This window comes from Nocardioides sp. REDSEA-S30_B4 (assembly GCF_001627265.1).
Taxonomy (GTDB): Bacteria; Actinomycetota; Actinomycetes; order Propionibacteriales; family Nocardioidaceae; genus Nocardioides.
In genome coordinates, this window is sequence record NZ_LUPI01000010.1 from 28,942 (window position 1) to 45,045 (window position 16,104).

Annotated in this window: 16 protein-coding genes; 11 read left to right on the forward strand and 5 right to left on the reverse strand. The window is 71.2% G+C overall.

Annotation, left to right across the window (positions count from 1 at the left end):
• The first annotated feature begins 48 nt into the window (after window positions 1-48).
• Window positions 49-669, forward strand: a complete 621-nt coding sequence (locus A6R01_RS03445) for a TetR/AcrR family transcriptional regulator (RefSeq protein WP_292603605.1) — start codon at window positions 49-51, stop codon at window positions 667-669.
• A 328-nt stretch (window positions 670-997) separates the two neighbouring features.
• On the opposite strand, the gene A6R01_RS03450 is transcribed toward A6R01_RS03445, so the two are convergent.
• Complete coding sequence (locus A6R01_RS03450; RefSeq protein ID WP_292603607.1) at window positions 998-1,378, reverse strand: TraR/DksA C4-type zinc finger protein; 381 nt, start codon at window positions 1,376-1,378, stop codon at window positions 998-1,000.
• A 90-nt stretch (window positions 1,379-1,468) separates the two neighbouring features.
• On the opposite strand from A6R01_RS03450, the gene A6R01_RS03455 reads away from it, so the two are divergent.
• Window positions 1,469-1,888: a Fur family transcriptional regulator gene (locus A6R01_RS03455; protein ID WP_292603609.1), complete on the forward strand. Its 420-nt coding sequence runs from the start codon at window positions 1,469-1,471 to the stop codon at window positions 1,886-1,888.
• 28 nt (window positions 1,889-1,916) lie between these two features.
• Window positions 1,917-4,160, forward strand: coding sequence for a catalase/peroxidase HPI (katG, locus tag A6R01_RS03460; protein ID WP_292603611.1), 2,244 nt, complete (start codon window positions 1,917-1,919; stop codon window positions 4,158-4,160).
• Between the two features lie 73 nt (window positions 4,161-4,233).
• Here katG and A6R01_RS03465 read toward each other — a convergent pair whose 3' ends face one another.
• The 4 genes from A6R01_RS03465 to A6R01_RS03480 form a co-directional block, all read right to left on the reverse strand.
• Window positions 4,234-5,307 carry an NAD(P)-dependent oxidoreductase gene (locus A6R01_RS03465; RefSeq protein WP_292603613.1) on the reverse strand — a complete coding sequence of 358 codons (1,074 nt, stop codon included), beginning with the start codon at window positions 5,305-5,307 and terminating at the stop codon, window positions 4,234-4,236.
• Between the two features lie 46 nt (window positions 5,308-5,353).
• Window positions 5,354-6,628, reverse strand: a complete 1,275-nt coding sequence (locus A6R01_RS03470) for a hypothetical protein (RefSeq protein WP_292603615.1) — start codon at window positions 6,626-6,628, stop codon at window positions 5,354-5,356.
• The gene (locus A6R01_RS03475; RefSeq protein ID WP_292603617.1) at window positions 6,628-7,785 is read right to left on the reverse strand and encodes an ABC transporter substrate-binding protein; all 1,158 of its coding nucleotides are present in this window, start codon (window positions 7,783-7,785) and stop codon (window positions 6,628-6,630) included. The genes A6R01_RS03470 and A6R01_RS03475 overlap by 1 nt, the downstream gene beginning before the upstream one ends.
• A 420-nt stretch (window positions 7,786-8,205) precedes the next feature.
• A complete protein-coding gene (locus A6R01_RS03480) occupies window positions 8,206-8,760 on the reverse strand; it encodes a TetR family transcriptional regulator (RefSeq protein ID WP_292603619.1) in 555 nt (184 codons plus the stop codon).
• 76 nt (window positions 8,761-8,836) lie between these two features.
• On the opposite strand from A6R01_RS03480, the gene A6R01_RS03485 reads away from it, so the two are divergent.
• The 8 genes from A6R01_RS03485 to A6R01_RS03520 all read left to right on the forward strand — a co-directional run bounded on the left by A6R01_RS03485 (window position 8,837) and on the right by A6R01_RS03520 (window position 16,086).
• Window positions 8,837-9,424, forward strand: coding sequence for a TetR/AcrR family transcriptional regulator (locus tag A6R01_RS03485; RefSeq protein WP_292603621.1), 588 nt, complete (start codon window positions 8,837-8,839; stop codon window positions 9,422-9,424).
• On the forward strand, window positions 9,421-10,686 hold the full coding sequence (locus A6R01_RS03490) for a cytochrome P450 (RefSeq protein ID WP_292603623.1): 1,266 nt from the start codon (window positions 9,421-9,423) through the stop codon (window positions 10,684-10,686). The genes A6R01_RS03485 and A6R01_RS03490 overlap by 4 nt, the downstream gene beginning before the upstream one ends.
• Before the next feature lie 14 nt (window positions 10,687-10,700).
• On the forward strand, window positions 10,701-11,492 hold the full coding sequence (locus A6R01_RS03495; protein ID WP_292603625.1) for an SDR family oxidoreductase: 792 nt from the start codon (window positions 10,701-10,703) through the stop codon (window positions 11,490-11,492).
• Window positions 11,493-11,495: 3 nt separating this feature from the next.
• The gene (locus A6R01_RS03500; protein WP_292603627.1) at window positions 11,496-12,872 is read left to right on the forward strand and encodes a cytochrome P450; all 1,377 of its coding nucleotides are present in this window, start codon (window positions 11,496-11,498) and stop codon (window positions 12,870-12,872) included.
• Complete coding sequence (locus A6R01_RS03505) at window positions 12,872-13,087, forward strand: ferredoxin (RefSeq protein WP_292603629.1); 216 nt, start codon at window positions 12,872-12,874, stop codon at window positions 13,085-13,087. Before A6R01_RS03500 ends, A6R01_RS03505 begins: the two co-directional genes overlap by 1 nt.
• The gene (locus A6R01_RS03510) at window positions 13,087-13,716 is read left to right on the forward strand and encodes a hypothetical protein (RefSeq protein ID WP_292603631.1); all 630 of its coding nucleotides are present in this window, start codon (window positions 13,087-13,089) and stop codon (window positions 13,714-13,716) included. The genes A6R01_RS03505 and A6R01_RS03510 overlap by 1 nt, the downstream gene beginning before the upstream one ends.
• Window positions 13,713-15,197 carry an aldehyde dehydrogenase gene (locus A6R01_RS03515; RefSeq protein WP_292603634.1) on the forward strand — a complete coding sequence of 495 codons (1,485 nt, stop codon included), beginning with the start codon at window positions 13,713-13,715 and terminating at the stop codon, window positions 15,195-15,197. Before A6R01_RS03510 ends, A6R01_RS03515 begins: the two co-directional genes overlap by 4 nt.
• 139 nt (window positions 15,198-15,336) lie before the next feature.
• Window positions 15,337-16,086 carry an SDR family oxidoreductase gene (locus A6R01_RS03520; RefSeq protein ID WP_292603636.1) on the forward strand — a complete coding sequence of 250 codons (750 nt, stop codon included), beginning with the start codon at window positions 15,337-15,339 and terminating at the stop codon, window positions 16,084-16,086.
• Window positions 16,087-16,104: the final 18 nt, after the last annotated feature.

Sequence of the window (16,104 nt, forward strand, 5' to 3'; positions counted from 1 at the left end):
ACAGAACCACTGTTCTGCGCGGGTCGTCAAGGGGTGAGGAGGTCTGTGGTGACGTCGGACGCGACGGCCACGTCGGCCACGTCGGTCGCCGAGGAGCGCGCCGCCCTCTACCGCGAGCGGGTGCTGGACGCCGCCGAGAGGGAGTTCGCACGGGTCGGGTACGCCGACGCACGGATGCCCGACGTCGCCCGGGAGGCCGGGCTGTCGCTCGCCACGGTCTACAAGACCTGCGCCGGCAAGGCCGAGATCTGGGACGAGCTGCAGGGCTCGCGGATGGCCGGGCTGCTCGAGGCGGTCGCGGCGGCCACCGCCGGCCGGGTCGGCCTGGAGCGGCTGCTCGCCGGGGTCGGGTCGACAGCGTCGTACCTCATGGAGCGGCCGGACTACCTCGCGATGAGCCTGAGGGTCGGCACCGCGTGGGCCAGCGCCGAGGGTGTCGGGGTGCAGCGCACGGTGTGGTCGGACGGGCTGCGCACCATCGAGGAGGGGTACGCCGCCGCGGCGCGCGCCGGCGACGTGGCTCCGCTCCGTCCGGCCGTCGCCGCGGGCCTGGTCGTCTCCGCCCTCCAGGTGTGGCTCTCGGACTGGCTGCGCTCGGGGCAGGACCGCCCCGCCGCCGACGTCGTCACCGAGCTGGTCGACCACCTCGAGCGGTCACTGCGTCCCTGAGTCCGCGGCCGACGGCTCGACGTCCAGCAGGTCCAACAGGGCACGGCCGTCGAACAGCACATCGCGACCCCGGGTGGTCGAGCAGCGAGGAGCGCCAGCGACGAGCGGGCGTCGAGACCACGCACCTCAACGACGCGGCGTCGTGGTCCGGTGGTTGAGGAGGAGCGCGGCGCCGTCTCGAAACCCGATCCCCTACCGGAGGTCACAGTCCGGAGCAGGTGCCGCCCAGGACCTCCAGATCAGGCTGGGCGATTCGCGGCGCCGTCCGTCAGCACCGCCCGCATCGCTCGGTCGAGCCGGCGTATTGATACACCGGCTCGGCGGAAGGTCAGGGGCGGTCGGCGCGGATCGCGCAGGCGATGCACAGGGCCGCGGCCGGTCGGGCGCGCAGACGGCCAGGAGCGATCGCCTCACCGCAGGCGGTGCAGACCCCGTACGTGCCGGCGGCGACGCGGGTGAGGGCGGCGTCGACCTCGGCGATGCGCTGCAGGAGCTGGCGGGACATCGAGCTCAGCTGCGAGCGCTCGAAGGCGATCGTGGCGCCCTCGGGGTCGTGCTCGTCGTCGGCGTTGGAGTCCAGCGACGCCGCGACGGTGTCGTCGAACTCCGATGCCAACCCGGCCAGTCGTCGCTGCAGGACGCGTCGTTCCTCCCGCAGGGCGGCGTCGGGAGGGACCGAGGAAGGGCGGTCCGAGGAAGGGGAGGGCATCATCTGATGGTGCATCGAGGGCCGGTCCCGCCCCTCACCCGGGCGTGTCTTGTCTTGATCTGTTCAAGAAAAGGTGGCATGGTGCGAGCCATGACCCACCACGACCACGAGACGATGCTCCGGGACGCGCAGCTGCGCGTGACCAAGCCCCGACTCGCGGTCATGGCGGCGGTGGCCCAGCGACCCCACCTCGACACCGATGCGGTGATCAAGGCGGTCCGTGACGACCTCGGCATGGTCTCGCACCAGGCGGTGTACGACGTCCTGCGCGCGTTGACCGAGGCAGGCCTGCTCCGACGCATCCAGCCGTCGGGGTCGGTGGCCCGCTACGAGGCACGGGTCGGCGACAACCACCACCACGTGGTGTGCCGCGGTTGCGGCGTGATCGCCGACGTCGACTGTGCCACCGGAGAGGCCCCGTGCCTCACCGCGTCCGACGACCACGGCTTCTCCATCGACGAGGCCGAGGTCGTCTACTGGGGCACCTGCCCCAGCTGTGCAGCGTCCTGAACTCCGACACCTCTCGAAAGGCAGAGAATTGAGCGACAACGAGCTGCGGTGCCCCGTCGACCACGCCGGCAGCGGCGTGACCGGCGAGGGCAGTGAGAGCGAGAACCCGGGGATCCCCACTCCGGAGCCCGCGGTGGACAACCCCCGCACCAACAACGACTGGTGGCCCAACCGCCTCGACCTCTCCCCGCTGCGCCTGCACTCCTCGAAGGGTGACCCGCTCGGCGGTGAGTTCGACTACGCCGAGGCCTTCGCCGGTCTCGACGTCGACGCGCTGAAGGCCGACGTCGTCGAGGTCCTGCGCACCTCCCAGGACTGGTGGCCCGCCGACTTCGGTCACTACGGCGGCCTGATGATCCGCCTGAGCTGGCACGCTGCCGGCACCTACCGGCTCTTCGACGGCCGCGGCGGCGCCGGCCAGGGCATGCAGCGCTACGCCCCGCTCAACTCCTGGCCCGACAACGCCAACCTCGACAAGGCCCGCCGCCTGCTGTGGCCGGTCAAGAAGAAGTACGGCCAGAAGATCTCCTGGGCCGACCTGCTCGTCCTCGCCGGCAACGTCGCGCTCGAGGACATGGGCTTCGAGACCTTCGGGTTCGGCTTCGGCCGCGCCGACGTCTGGGAGCCCGAGGAGGTCGTGTGGGGCTTCGAGCAGGAGTGGCTCGGCGACGGTCGCTACACCGCCGACGGCACCATGGTCGAGGATCTGGGCGCCACCGAGATGGGCCTGATCTACGTCAACCCCGAGGGGCCGGCCGGCCAGCCCGACCCGGTCAAGGCGGCGTACTTCATCCGCGAGACCTTCGGCCGGATGGCGATGAACGACGAGGAGACCGTCGCCCTCATCGCCGGTGGCCACACGTTCGGCAAGACCCACGGTGCGGCCAACGCCGAGGACCACGTGGGCCCCGAGCCGGAGGCGGCCGACCTGGCCGAGCAGGGCTTCGGCTGGACCAGCACCTACGGCACCGGCAAGGGCAAGGACGCCATCACCTCGGGTCTCGAGGTCACCTGGACCCGCACCCCGACGCAGTGGAGCAACGACTTCTTCGAGCTGCTCTACGGCTACGAGTGGGAGCTCGTGAAGAGCCCCGGCGGCGCCTGGCAGTGGGAGGCCAAGGACGCCGAGGCGATCATCCCCGGGCCCACCCCGGACTCGCCGAAGCGCAAGCCCACCATGCTCACCACCGACCTGGCTCTGCGCATGGACCCGGAGTACGACAAGGTCTCGCGGCGCTTCCTGGAGAACCCCGACCAGTTCGCCGACGCCTTCGCGCGTGCCTGGTACAAGCTGCTGCACCGCGACATGGGCCCGGTCGACCGCTTCCTCGGTCCCTGGGTCCCCGAGGCGCAGCTGTGGCAGGACCCGGTGCCGGCCGTCGACCACCCGCTGGTCGACGAGTCCGACATCGCCTCGCTCAAGACCACCCTGCTCGACTCGGGCCTCACCGGCGCCCAGCTGGTGAAGACCGCGTGGGCCTCGGCAGCGTCGTTCCGCAAGACCGACCTGCGCGGCGGCGCCAACGGTGCCCGCATCCGCCTGGAGCCCATGAAGGACTGGGAGGTCAACGAGCCGGCCGAGCTCGCGACCGTCCTGGAGAAGCTCGAGGCGATCAAGGCCGACTTCGACGGTTCTCAGGAGAAGCAGGGGAGCGAGAAGAAGATCAGCCTGGCCGACCTCATCGTGCTCGGCGGCGTCGCGGCGATCGAGAAGGCTGCCAAGGACGGCGGCGTCGAGGTCACCGTGCCGTTCCGCCCGGGCCGCACCGACGCGTCGATCGAGCAGACCGACGTGGACTCCTTCCGGTTCCTCGAGCCCCGCGCCGACGCCTTCCGCGGCTACCTGCGCTCGGGGGAGAAGAACCGTCCCGAGGAGCTCATGGTCGACCGTGCCTACATGCTCGACCTCACCGCTCCGGAGATGACCGTGCTGCTCGGCGGCATGCGCACCCTCGGTGCGACCTTCGGCGGGTCCAAGCACGGCGTGCTCACCGAGCGGCCGGGCGTGCTCTCGACCGACTTCTTCGTCAACCTGCTCACCCCGGGCAACACGGTCAAGGCGTCGAAGGACGAGGAGAACGTCTACGAGATCGTCGACCCCAGCGGTGCCACCGCCTGGACGGCGACCGCGGCCGAGCTGATCTTCGGCTCCAACTCCGAGCTGCGGGCGTTGGCCGAGGTCTACGCCAGCGACGACGCCACGGAGAAGTTCGTCCACGACTTCGTCGCCGCGTGGGACAAGGTCATGGAGGCCGACCGGTTCGACCGCTGAGCCCGAGCCCCGTGGCTCACGCTCGGCCCTGACCGGCCCTGACTGGCCCGTCGTCGCCCCTGCTCCGCGAGGATCAGGAGGCGGCGGCGGGCCAGCGTCGTTCCACGGCCTCCCACGGGTCGGCGTGGGTGCGGCCCGTGCCGGCGTACGGCGACCGGCGCACGGCCAGCGCATGCATCGGTGGGCCCACCAGGCGCAGCAGGTAGCGCTTCCAGCCGATCTGCTCGCGGATCTCCTCGAGCAGCTGTGGCCAGCTGACCCGCTGGAAGTCCAGCGCCTCCTGGGCGCGAGCGGTGTCCATCCAGTCGGTGGCGAACCACGCCGCGTCGTCGTCGGGGTCGCCGGGCAGACCCTCGGGCACCGCTCCGTCCATGCCCAACGCCTCGGTGTAGCCCACGGCGATGTCGCGCTGCACCAGCCGGTGGCTGGCGTCCCCTCCGATCATCAGGATCTCCCCGGCCACGTCGGCGTCGACGGCCGCGGCGAAGGCACGGGCCACGTCGCGCACGTCGACGGTCTGGATGCGCCCGTCGTCGGGCAGCGAGGCGGAGAAGTAGGACGTGTCGCGGTCGTTGCCCGCGCTGCTCACGTCGGTCGTCATCACGCCGCCCAACCGGAGCACGGTCCAGGGTGTCTCGATGGCCCGCACGATCTCCTCCGCGGCCGCCTTGTGCCGGCCGTAGAGGTCGCTGGGCGCCAGCCGGGTGTCCGCGCCGAGCAGGCCCAGGCCGCGGTGCGGGTTGCGCGAGCCGTGCACGGCCACGCTCGAGGCGTGCACGAAGCGAGCCTGCGGGGCGTGGTCGACGACCGCCTCGGTGAGGTTCCGGGTGCCGCCGACGTTCACCGCCTCGGCGACCCCGGGGTTCGCGTAGCAGGCGGGTGGGATGACGGCGGCGAGGTGGACGACGGCGCGCGGGGCACTGGCTTTGACGAGACCGCGCGCCTGCTCCGGCGACGTCAGGTCCGCCCAGCGCCACGCCAGGTCGCGGTCGGCCGGCAGCGAGGCGGCGTGCTCGCGGTTGGCCTTGGACCCGAGGTCGGTGGCCACGACGGGAAGTCCGCGGGTCCGCAGGGCGGCGATCGTGGCACGGCCCACCAGCCCGCAGGCGCCGGTGACGAGGACAGGTGCTTCGGAGAGCAGGGTCACGGGGTCAGGGTAGGAGAGGTCTCGGGATGCTGGGGCGATGCCCGCGTCACACCGGGAAGATCGGCAGCGACCGGCGCGGCTCGAACTCGAACGCCGAGCCACTGCTGAATCGGGTGACGGCCACCTCGTCGGCCTCCTTGGCCGGGGCACCCACCACCAGGCGCGCGGTCCACTCCTCCTGCGTGCCCTCGACCTCGACGTCGAAGCGGTCGTCGACGGCCCGCACCGCCGCCTGCAGGGCGGTGACCTCGCCGGGCCCGCACAGCGAGATCCAGGCGCCGTCGGCGTGCGCGTCGCTCGGCAGCACGTCGAGACGGCCACCCTCCGGGTCGACCGACGCGACGACGTACGCCGCGGGGTTGAGCAGCGGGTGGAGCGCCAGCACCTGCAGGGCGCCGGCCTCGGTGGAGGGCAGGCCGAGCAGCCGGTGCAGCCGTTCGGCGGCGATCCCGGAGATCCCCACGAGCTGCTTGCGGCAGATCTCCCGCGTCTGCTCCTCGGACTCGCTGCGGGCCCGCACGGCCAGCACGAAGGAGAGGTTGAGCAGGTGCATCTGCACGCAGACCTCGTCGGCCATCCGCACCAGCGCGGAGTGGCTGAAGTCGGCGAAGTCCAGGTCCGAGAGCAGCGGACCGGTGTAGTCGCCCAGGCCCTCGTCGTCCGGGACGATCGGCGCCAGCTCCAACGAGGCGGCGCGCGTCCGCACGATCTCGAAGTACGGCGCCAGCGGCTCGACCGGCGGGTGGGACTCGTCGATCGTGACGGTCCAGGCGCAGTGGGGGTTGCGGTCCGCGGGGACCCGCGGCGGGCGGTGGATCGGTCGCACCTGGGCGCGGGCGTTCGTGGCGACCGCCGTCGCGTCGAAGGTCGGGTCCTCGATGTCGTGGCACATGGCCTTGACGTAGTCGGGGCCCATCGGCTCGACGTCCATCAGGGCGCCGCAGTGGTCGAGGCGGAACTCGCCGTGCCACGGGTCGTGGACGGTGTAGCGGAAGTCCATGAACTGCGGGGGAGCGCCGATGTCGAGCTGCAGCCCCTTGAAGATGGTGACGACGTCGCCCTGCCCCTCGACCTCGGGGGCGTAGCCGAGCGCACGCTGCATGCGGCGGGTGTAGATGGGGGAGGACCCCGCCCACTCCTCGATCGCGATGTCGGTCATCATCTGGCGCCCGAAGGACTGGATGCACCAGGCCATGCCGGAGCGGTCGATCAGCTGGCCGATGAGCAGCAGCTCGGGCAGCAGCCGGGCCAGCTCCTCGCGGCTGAGCGCGGCGTACCTGCTCGTGCCGGTGTGGCTGCCGGGTCGGTCGGTGGGGCTCATCAGCCACCTACTCCTGAGTTGATGAGGGAACCGCACATGAAGTCCCCGGGGGAGGTCTGCGACCACGAGCCGCCCTTGAGCTGGAACATCTTGACGCAGCCGGGCGTGGTCTTCGCGCCGATCGCCATCGGGGCGTGGATGCCGTTGGAGTCCCAGTCCTTGACGCCCTTGAGCGCCTGGACCAGGGCGGGCCGGGTAAGGGCACCGCCGAGCTCGGTCGCCTTCTGGACGAAGAGCCGGGCCGCGGACCAGGCGAAGAGCCCGTAGTAGTTGGGGGTCGAGCCGGGCGCGACCCGCTCGAGCCACTGCCGGTAGAGCACCATCTCGGGGATCGAGGTGTCCTCGAAGCGCTGGATCACCGAGTAGACGTAGGTGCCGTCGACGGTGCTGCCGCCCTGCTCGACGTAGTTGCGGTCGTAGACGGTCGGGTCGGTGAGGAACACCGCGTCCACGCCCTGCTGCTCCATCGCCTCCTGCAGGCGGATCGTGAACTGGAGCGGGCCGTAGTACATGACGAAGCCGATGCCCTCGGACTTCATCTGCTGCGCGTACGGCGCGTAGTTGAACTCGGCGGTGTCGATGCCCTGGACCCGGGTCACCTTGGAGCCGTTCTTCTCGAACGCCGCCGCGATGCTCTTGGCGTTGACCTCGGCGGCCGGGACGTTGACGTAGTAGATCCCGATGTTCTGGGTCGCCCGGGGCTCCTTCTTCTTCCAGTGGTCCAGGTTCGCCTTCGGGATGAGGTTGGGCGCGATGGAGTAGGCGGAGAAGCACGTCACGCAGCCCGACCGCTGGGGCGTCACGGTGAAGGCACGCAGGTCGGGGATCCCGCAGCTCTCGGCGGTGCCCGCTCCACCCTGGTCCTGGGAGGAGACGGACCCGACGGCCGCGAACGCCTCGTCGCAGGCCCGCGTGTAGGCCTGCTGGTCGCCTGCGGAGTCCGAGCGGGTGTCGAGGGCGGACAACTTCAACGAGCGTCCGCAGATGCCGTCGGGGTTGGAGGCGTTGTAGTAGGCGACGAAGGCCTTGGTCGCGTCCTGGGCGGACTGGAAGAGGCCGGGCACCGGCCCGGAGATGTCGGCGATGTTGGCGACGGTGATCTCGGAGTCGGTGATGCCGGTGGAGTTCTTGAAGCCGTCGCACGACCCGGCCTTCACGCCGCCGTCGGCCGAGGTCTTGCCGTTCCCGCTCGGGCCGCTGCCGCTGCCGCCCCCGCTGCCCCCGTCACCACCGGTCGAGCCGCTGCCGCCGGACGAGCCGCGGCGCCCACCGCGACGCCAGCCTGGCCGTTGAGCCTGGCCATCGTGTCGGGGTCGACCTGGGAGCCGCATGCGCTCAGCGCCAGGGCGGCGACGAGGGCCGCCACCCGCACGGACAGGTGGCCGGGAGGGCGCCCGAGGCGCTCGGGACGCCCGGTGGGACGGGGCCGGAGGGTGCGGGTCATGCGGACTCCGTGGGTGACGGTGGGGGACCGGGTGGTGCCTGTGACAACGAGCACAATGAGGCCGGGTCACGGCTCGTGTCAACAGTGTTGACACCCCGGGTCGTCCGGGTCCGTCGCGGTCGCCGAGGTGCGGCTACGCGTGACTCGGAGGGTCCACCAGCGCCTGGATCGCCGCGCCGTAGGTGCGCGCGAGGAGGGCGGGATCGACCGAGACCAGCACCGGGTCCTCCACCAGGGACATCTGGTCCAGCAGGCCCGCCACCTGGGCGCCGATGAGGCGGGCACGGAGCTCGGCGTCGGGGCCGGGCAGGCGGGGGGTCAGTGGTCCGACGAACATCTCCTCGAGCGCGTCGAGCAGCCGCGCCCGCACCAGCTCGGAGTCCGAGGCGCGCACCATCGCGCGGTACGCCGAGAAGCGCACGTCGCGCCCGGGCCCGATCAGCGTGGCGACCAGCCGCTCGCCGAGCTCGTCGAGGGGGCCCAGGGTGGCGCCGCCGAAGTGGCCCTGCAGGTCCATGGTGTCGAGGAAGAGCTTCTCCTTGGATCCGAAGTGCCGGATGACCAGGGCCGGGTCGACGCCGGCCTCCGCGGCCACCGCGCGCACCGAGGTGCCGGTGTAGCCGTGCTGCTCGAAGAGCTGGCCCGCGGCGCGGGCGATCGCCTCGCGCGTGGTGAGGGTGACGGTCACGCGGGGCAGTCCACAGTGTTGACCCCGTCTGGTCAAGGTGCTTGCGCTCGGCTGGAACACGTTCTAAGTTGGACACGTGTCCAGTCAGGTGTCCATGGTCGCGCGTCAGGCCGTCGACGGTCGTCGCGCGGAGACCCTCGAGAAGCTGCTCGAGGCAGGTGCCGAGGAGCTGCGCGCCGTCGGCCACGAGGCTCTGACGGTCCGCTCGGTGGCCGCGCGCGCCGGGGTGTCGCCGGCGACGGCGTACACCTACGTCGCCAGCAAGAACCACCTCTTCGCGGAGCTGTTCTGGCGCTACCTCGACTCCGGACGTCCCGAGGCCGCCGGCTCCGGGGCCCTGGAGCGGCTGCGGGCGACGACGCGGGGGATGGCCACCCAGCTCGCCGAGGCCCCCGAGCTCTCGGCCGCCGTCACCCCGGCGCTGCTCAGCTCCGACCCCGACGTGGAGCGGCTGCGGTTGCGGATCGGTGCCGAGTTCCTCCAGCGCTTCGCCGACGCGATCGGCGACGACATCCCGGCCGAGCGCCTCGACGGCGTCCTCGACGCGCTCGTCCTCGCCTTCTCCGGCGCCCTGCTGCAGGCCGGCATGGGCCTGATCACCTACACCGACCTCGGCGACCGTCTCGACTCGGTCGTCGCCGCCATCGTGGAGGGCCACCTGTGAATCCCGCCGTCAGCCCCACCGTCAGCCCCACCGCCAGCACCGCCGTCAGCCCCGGTCTCGACCTGGCCGGCTTCGACATCTACGACCACGCGGTCCAGGACGACCCACTGCCGTGGTACGCCGCGCTGCGGGAGCAGGCGCCGCTGTTCCACAACGTCGAGCACGACTACTGGGTGCTCAGCCGCCACGAGGACGTGCACTGGGCGACCCGGGAGGACGCCGGGCTGTCGAACCGGATGGGCGTGACGCTGGACGCCAGCGCCTGGAACGAGCACGCGCACCTGGTGATGAGCTTCCTGGCGATGGACCCGCCGGAGACCACCCGGCTGCGACGACTGGTGAGCCGCGCATTCACGCCCAAGCGGGTGCGGGAGCTGGCGCCCACGGTCGAGGCGCTGACCGAGCGCTACCTCGACGAGGCGCTCGCGGAGGGTGGGTCCTTCGACTGGATCTCCGAGGTCGCCGGACGCATCCCGATGGACGTCATCAGCGACATGATGGGCGTGCCCGAGGCCGACCGCGCCGAGGTGCGCCGGCTCTCGGACCTGCTGGTCCACCGGGAGGACGGCCTGCGTGACGTCCCGGCGGTCGGCATCGAGGCGTCGATGAAGCTCTTCGAGTACTACGCCGGGATGCTCGCCGACCGCCGCAGGCAGCCGTCCGACGACCTCACCAGCGCGCTGCTCAACGCCGAGGACGAGTCGGGGCGCATGACCGACGCCGAGATCACGGCGTTCCTCTTCCTCATGGTCGTGGCGGGCAACGAGACCACCACCAAGCTCCTCGGCAACTCCCTGTTCCACCTCTCCCGGCACCCCGATCAGCTCGCGGAGGTCCTCGCCGACCCCGAGGGCGGGCTGGTCGACGCCTGGGTGGAGGAGACGCTGCGCTACGACGCGTCCACCCAGTACGTCGCCCGGCTGGTTACCGAGCCGTTGACCCGGCACGGGGTGACCGCGCCCGTGGGCAGCAAGCTGCTGCTGGCGCTGGGGGCGGCCAACCACGACGAGCGGGTCTTCACCGACCCCGACCGGTTCGACGTGCACCGCAGCGCCGACGAGCTCGGCGACCACCTCAGCTTCGGCGGCGGCCGGCACTTCTGCCTGGGCGCCAACCTGGCCCGGCTGGAGGCACGGCTGGTCCTCAGGGCGCTGGTCCGTCGGGCCCGGCACCTCGAGGTCGACCACGCGGGAGCCGTGCGCTTCTACTCCGCCAACGTGCGCGGCTTCGCGCACCTCCCGATCACCGTCACCGAGCGCTGAGGAGCACCCCTGCGATGGGACGCGAGAAGTACGCCCGGCCCGACCGTCGCCCGGCGGTCGTCACCGGTGCCTCGTCCGGCATCGGCGAGGCGACCGCGCTCACCCTGGCCGCCGGTGGCTACCCCGTCGCCGTGGGAGCCCGCCGCGAGGACCGGCTCACCGCACTGGTGCAGCGCATCCGCGACGCCGGCGGCGAGGCCGTCGGCCACGTCCTCGACGTGTCCTCCACCGAGTCCGTCGAGGAGTTCGCCGCCAAGGTCACCGCCGACCTCGGCGACGTCGAGGTCGTCGTCTCCGCGGCAGCGCAGCTGGCCCCCGGCACGATCCACGAGATCGACAGCGACCGCATCGCCCGCGAGCTCGACGTCAACGTCGTCGGGACCCACCGGCTGGTCCGCGCGTTCGTCCCCGGCATGGTCGAGCGCCGCCGCGGCGACCTCGTCATCGTCTCCAGCGACGTCGCGGTGCGGGCCCGCCCCTTCATGGGCGCCTACACCGCCGGCAAGTGGGGCCTGGAGGGCCTCGCCCACGCCATGCAGATGGAGCTCGAGGGCACCGGTGTGCGCTGCTCGATCGTGCGGCCCGGTCCGACCTGGAGCGAGATGGGCATGGACTGGGACCCCGACGACGCGGCGAAGGTGCTCACCGGCTGGGGCAAGTTCGGCCATGCGCGACACAGCCACTTCCTGCAGCCCAAGCCGCACGCCGACGCCATCAAGGCCATCGTCGACGCCCCGCGCGGCGTCCACCTCAACCTCATCGAGGTCTCGCCCGAGGCCCCTGTCACGGATCCTGCGGAGGACTGACCCATGACCGTCACCCACGAGCGCCCCGACGCGATCGCCGACATCCCGGAGGTGTCCATCGCGGTCCCGGACGACAACGACTGGGGCCACCTGGCCGAGCTGCGCACCGACCCGGTCGCCCTGCTCGACCGCGTCCACGCCGAGTGCGGCGAGATCGGTCGCTTCCGGCTGGTCGACAAGGACGTCGTGATGGTCACCGGCGCCGAGGTCAACGAGCAGTTCTTCAAGGCTCCGGACTCCACGCTCGACCAGGCGGCGGCGTACCCCTTCATGACGCCGATCTTCGGGCAGGGCGTGGTCTTCGACGCCTCGCCCGAGGAGCGCCAGCAGGCGCTGAAGAACCAGGCGCTTCGCGGCGACCAGATGCGCGGTCACGCCACCACCATCGAGCACGAGATCAACCGGATGGTCGCGGAGTGGGGTGACGAGGGCGAGGTCGACCTGCTCGACTTCTTCGCCGAGCTGACGATCTACAACACCGCCGCCTGCCTGGTGGGGCTGCCGTTCCGCGAGGAGATCGACGCCCGCTTCGCCGAGGCCTACCACGGCCTGGAGCGCGGCACCGACGCGCTGGCCTACGTCGACCCCTACATGGAGGGCGTGGAGTCCTTCGAGATCCGCGACCGCTCCCGCGAGACGCTCGTCGCGCTCGTGCAGGACATCATCGACCGCCGCAAGCAGCGAGGGAAGGTGGCGCGGGAGGAGCGCGACCTCCTCGACGTCCTCATCTCGCTGGACATGAGCGCCGACTACATCACCGGCGTCTTCATCTCGATGCTCTTCGCGGGGCACCACACCTCCTCGGGCACGTCGGCCTGGACGCTCATCGAGCTGATGCGCCACCCGGACTGGATGGCGAAGGTCGTCACCGAGCTCGACGAGCTGTACGCCGATGGCTCGGAGATCTCCTTCCAGGCGCTGCGCTCGATCCCGCAACTGGAGTCGGTGATCAAGGAGACCCTGCGCCTGCACCCGCCGCTGATCATCCTGATGCGTCAGGTCCAGGAGGAGATCGAGCTCGCCGGCCACCTGATCCCGCCCGGCACGATCGTCGCCGCGTCGCCCCGCGTGTCCAACCGGCTGGCCGAGGACTTCCCCGACCCGGACGTCTTCGACCCCGGCCGCTACCTCGACGGTCGCCAGGCCGACCTGCAGAACCGCTGGACCTGGATCCCCTTCGGTGCCGGCAAGCACCGCTGCGTGGGCAACGCGTTCGCGATGATGCAGATCAAGGCGATCTTCTCGGTGCTGCTGCGCGACTTCGAGTTCGAGCTCGTCCAGCCGTCCGAGACCTACCGCGACGACTACTCCAAGATGGTCATCCAGCTCCAGCGCGCCTGCCGGGCGCGCTACCGCCGTCGCGCGAAGGCCGACGGCTGATGGGGTTCAAGGTCGTCGCGGACCGCGACATCTGCCAGGGCCACCAGATGTGCCAGGCCGAGGCGCCCGACGTCTTCGGCTTCGACGAGGACGCCGACGTGGTCGAGGTCCTGGACGAGCACCCCGAGGACTCCCTGCGCCCGCAGGTCGAGTCGGCCGTGACGTACTGCCCGGCGTTCGCGCTGAGCATCGAAGAGAACCAGGAAGAGGACTGATGAGTGACCTGACCAGGGCTGAGATGGAGGCCTTCTGGGCCGAGTGGCTCGACGTCAACCGCGAGGCCGAGCGCTCCGGCGACTGGCGCGTGATGGCCGAGATGTACGCCCAGGACGCGACGTACGGCTGGATGTACGCCCCCGACGAGCACTTCATGGCCGTCGGGCGCGACCAGATCCGCGACTGGGCGATCGGCATCGAGATGGACGGCCTGGACGGCTGGCACTACGACTACCAGTGCGCGGTCATGGACGAGCAGAAGGGCATGGTGGTCGGCTTCTGGAAGCAGAAGTCGGGCATCACCGACGACGCGACCGGCCAGGAGTACGAGATCCTCGGCATCGGTGGCTCGTGGTTCGGGATCGAGCGCCAGGGGCCGGGACCGGACGAGGGCCTGGTCAGGATCGCCTGGCAGCGCGACTGGTTCGACATGCCGTCGACGGCGCACACGTTCATGGAGATCATCAAGGCCGACAAGGCCCCCGACACCCTGCTCAAGCGGATGTCGGTCGCCGGCCACGGTGTCCCCGGGCACTACCACTACAAGGACATGCCCTCGACGGTGTGGCCGCCGCCGGTCGAGGCGGGGGAGTACATCACCGAGGCCGCGACGGAGGCCCAGGCATGAGCCGCCTGACGATCTCGTTGCCGCCGGCCCAGCAGCTGGTGGACGGCAAGCTCACCGGGGCCTCCGACGGCGCGACGTACCCGATCCTCGACCCGGCCACCGGCCAGGAGATCGGCGTGGCCCCCGACAGCACCGACGCCGACGTCGACGCCGCGATCGCCGCGGCCCGCCGCGCCTTCGACGAGTCCGCGTGGGCCACCGACCGCGACCTGCGGGTGCGCTGCCTGCGCCAGCTGCACGCGGCGCTGACCGAGGAGGCCGAGGAGTTCAAGGCGCTGACCACCGCCGAGGTCGGCATGCCCGGGTTCATGATGACGGCCGCCGGCTTCGACGTCCCGGTCGAGGGGCTGCGGTGGGTCACCGACCTGCTGGAGTCCTACGAGTTCGAGACCGACCTCGGGGAGGCGCAGCCGATGGGCATCCCCACGCGGCGCACGGTGCGGCGCGAACCGGTCGGCGTGGTCGCGGCGATCTCGCCCTGGAACGTGCCGACCCAGATCAACCTCGCCAAGATCGGCCCCGCGCTCGCGGCCGGCTGCACCGTGGTGCTCAAGCCGGCTCCGGACACCCCCTGGATCGCGGCCGAGCTCGGGCGCCTCGTCGCCGAGCGGACCGACATGCCGGCCGGCGTGCTCAACGTCGTGACGCCGCGCTCCAACGAGGTGGCCTCCCAGCTGACCTCCGACCCCCGCGTCGACATGGTCTCCTTCACCGGCTCGACGAACACCGGCCGGGCGATCATGGCCGCGGCGGCCCCGACGTTGAAGAAGGTCTTCCTCGAGCTGGGCGGCAAGTCCGCCTCGATCGTGCTGGACGACACCGACGTGGCCGCGGCAGCGGCGGGCACCGCCTTCACGGTGTGCATCCACGCCGGACAGGGGTGCGCGCTCACCACGCGGCTCGTGGTGCCGCGCGAGAAGTACGACGAGGCCGTGCAGTCCGCCGCGGACACGATGGCCGCGATCGGCACCGCCGACCCCGCGGACCCCTCGGCGATCTGCGGCCCGGTGATCTCGAAGGTTCAACGGGACCGCGTCGAGGCGTACCTCCGGCTGGCCGAGGAGGAGGGCGGGACGTTCGCCACCGGTGGCAGGGTCCAGGTCAAGGAGGGCGACCTGGCCGGCGGGTTCTGGGTCGAGCCGACCGTCATCGCGGGGCTGGACAACTCCTCGCGCCTGGCGCAGGAGGAGATCTTCGGACCCGTCCTCGTCGTCATCCCCCACGACGGCGACGACGACGCGGTCCGGATCGCCAACGACTCCGAGTTCGGTCTCTCCGGCTCGGTCACCGGTGGCGACCTCGAGCGCGCCACGGCGGTCGCGCACCGCATCCGCACCGGCACCATCGCCGTCAACGGCGGCGTGTGGTTCAGCCCCGACGCACCCTTCGGCGGCTACAAGCAGTCCGGCCTGGGCCGGGAGATGGGTGTCGCCGGCTTCGAGGAGTACCTCGAGACGAAGACCCTCGCCTTCCCCGCCTGAGACCGCCTGGGCGTGAGCCTGCGAACGCCCAGGGACGAGGTCGAAGGTTGAGGAGCGTCGGCGCTGACCGAGCTTGCGAGGGACGCGCGACGCGTCTCGAAACCCAGTCAGAACCACAGAGACAGTGAGAGAGCCAGCAATGAGATTCCAGGACAAGGTCGCCGTCGTCACCGGCGCGGCGCAGGGCATCGGCGAGGCCTACGCGAAGGCGCTGGCGGCCGAGGGGGCCGCGGTCGTCGTGGCCGACCTCAACGCGGACGCCGGCGAGCAGGTCGCCGAGCAGATCGAGGCCGACGGCGGCCGCGCGATCTTCGTGTCCACCGACGTGTCCAGCCACGAGTCGGCGGCCGCGATGGTGGAGGCGGCCGTGGCGGCGTACGGCGGCATCGACCTGCTGGTCAACAACGCCGCGATCTACGGCGACATGGCCTTCGACCTGCTGATCAGCGTCGACTGGGACTACTACAAGAAGTTCATGAGCGTGAACATGGACGGCGCGCTGGTGATGACCCGCGCGGTCTACCCCGAGATCGCCAAGCGCGGCGGTGGCGCGATCGTCAACCAGTCCTCGACCGCGGCCTACCTCTACTCCGGCTTCTACGGCCTGGCGAAGGTCGGCGTGAACGGGCTGACCCAGCAGCTGGCCCACGAGCTCGGCGGCCAGAAGATCCGCGTCAACGCGATCGCCCCGGGCCCGACCGACACCCAGGCCACGCGCACCCAGGCCGGCGACGCCGCCAAGGACATCGTGCGCAACAGCCTGGCGCTGAAGCGGATGGGCTCGGTCGACGACATGGTCGGCGCCTGCCTCTACCTGCTCTCCGACGACGCGTCCTGGGTGACCGGGCAGATCCTGGCCGTCGACGGCGGCCAGACGTTCCGACTGTGACCGGGACAGGGAGTGAGC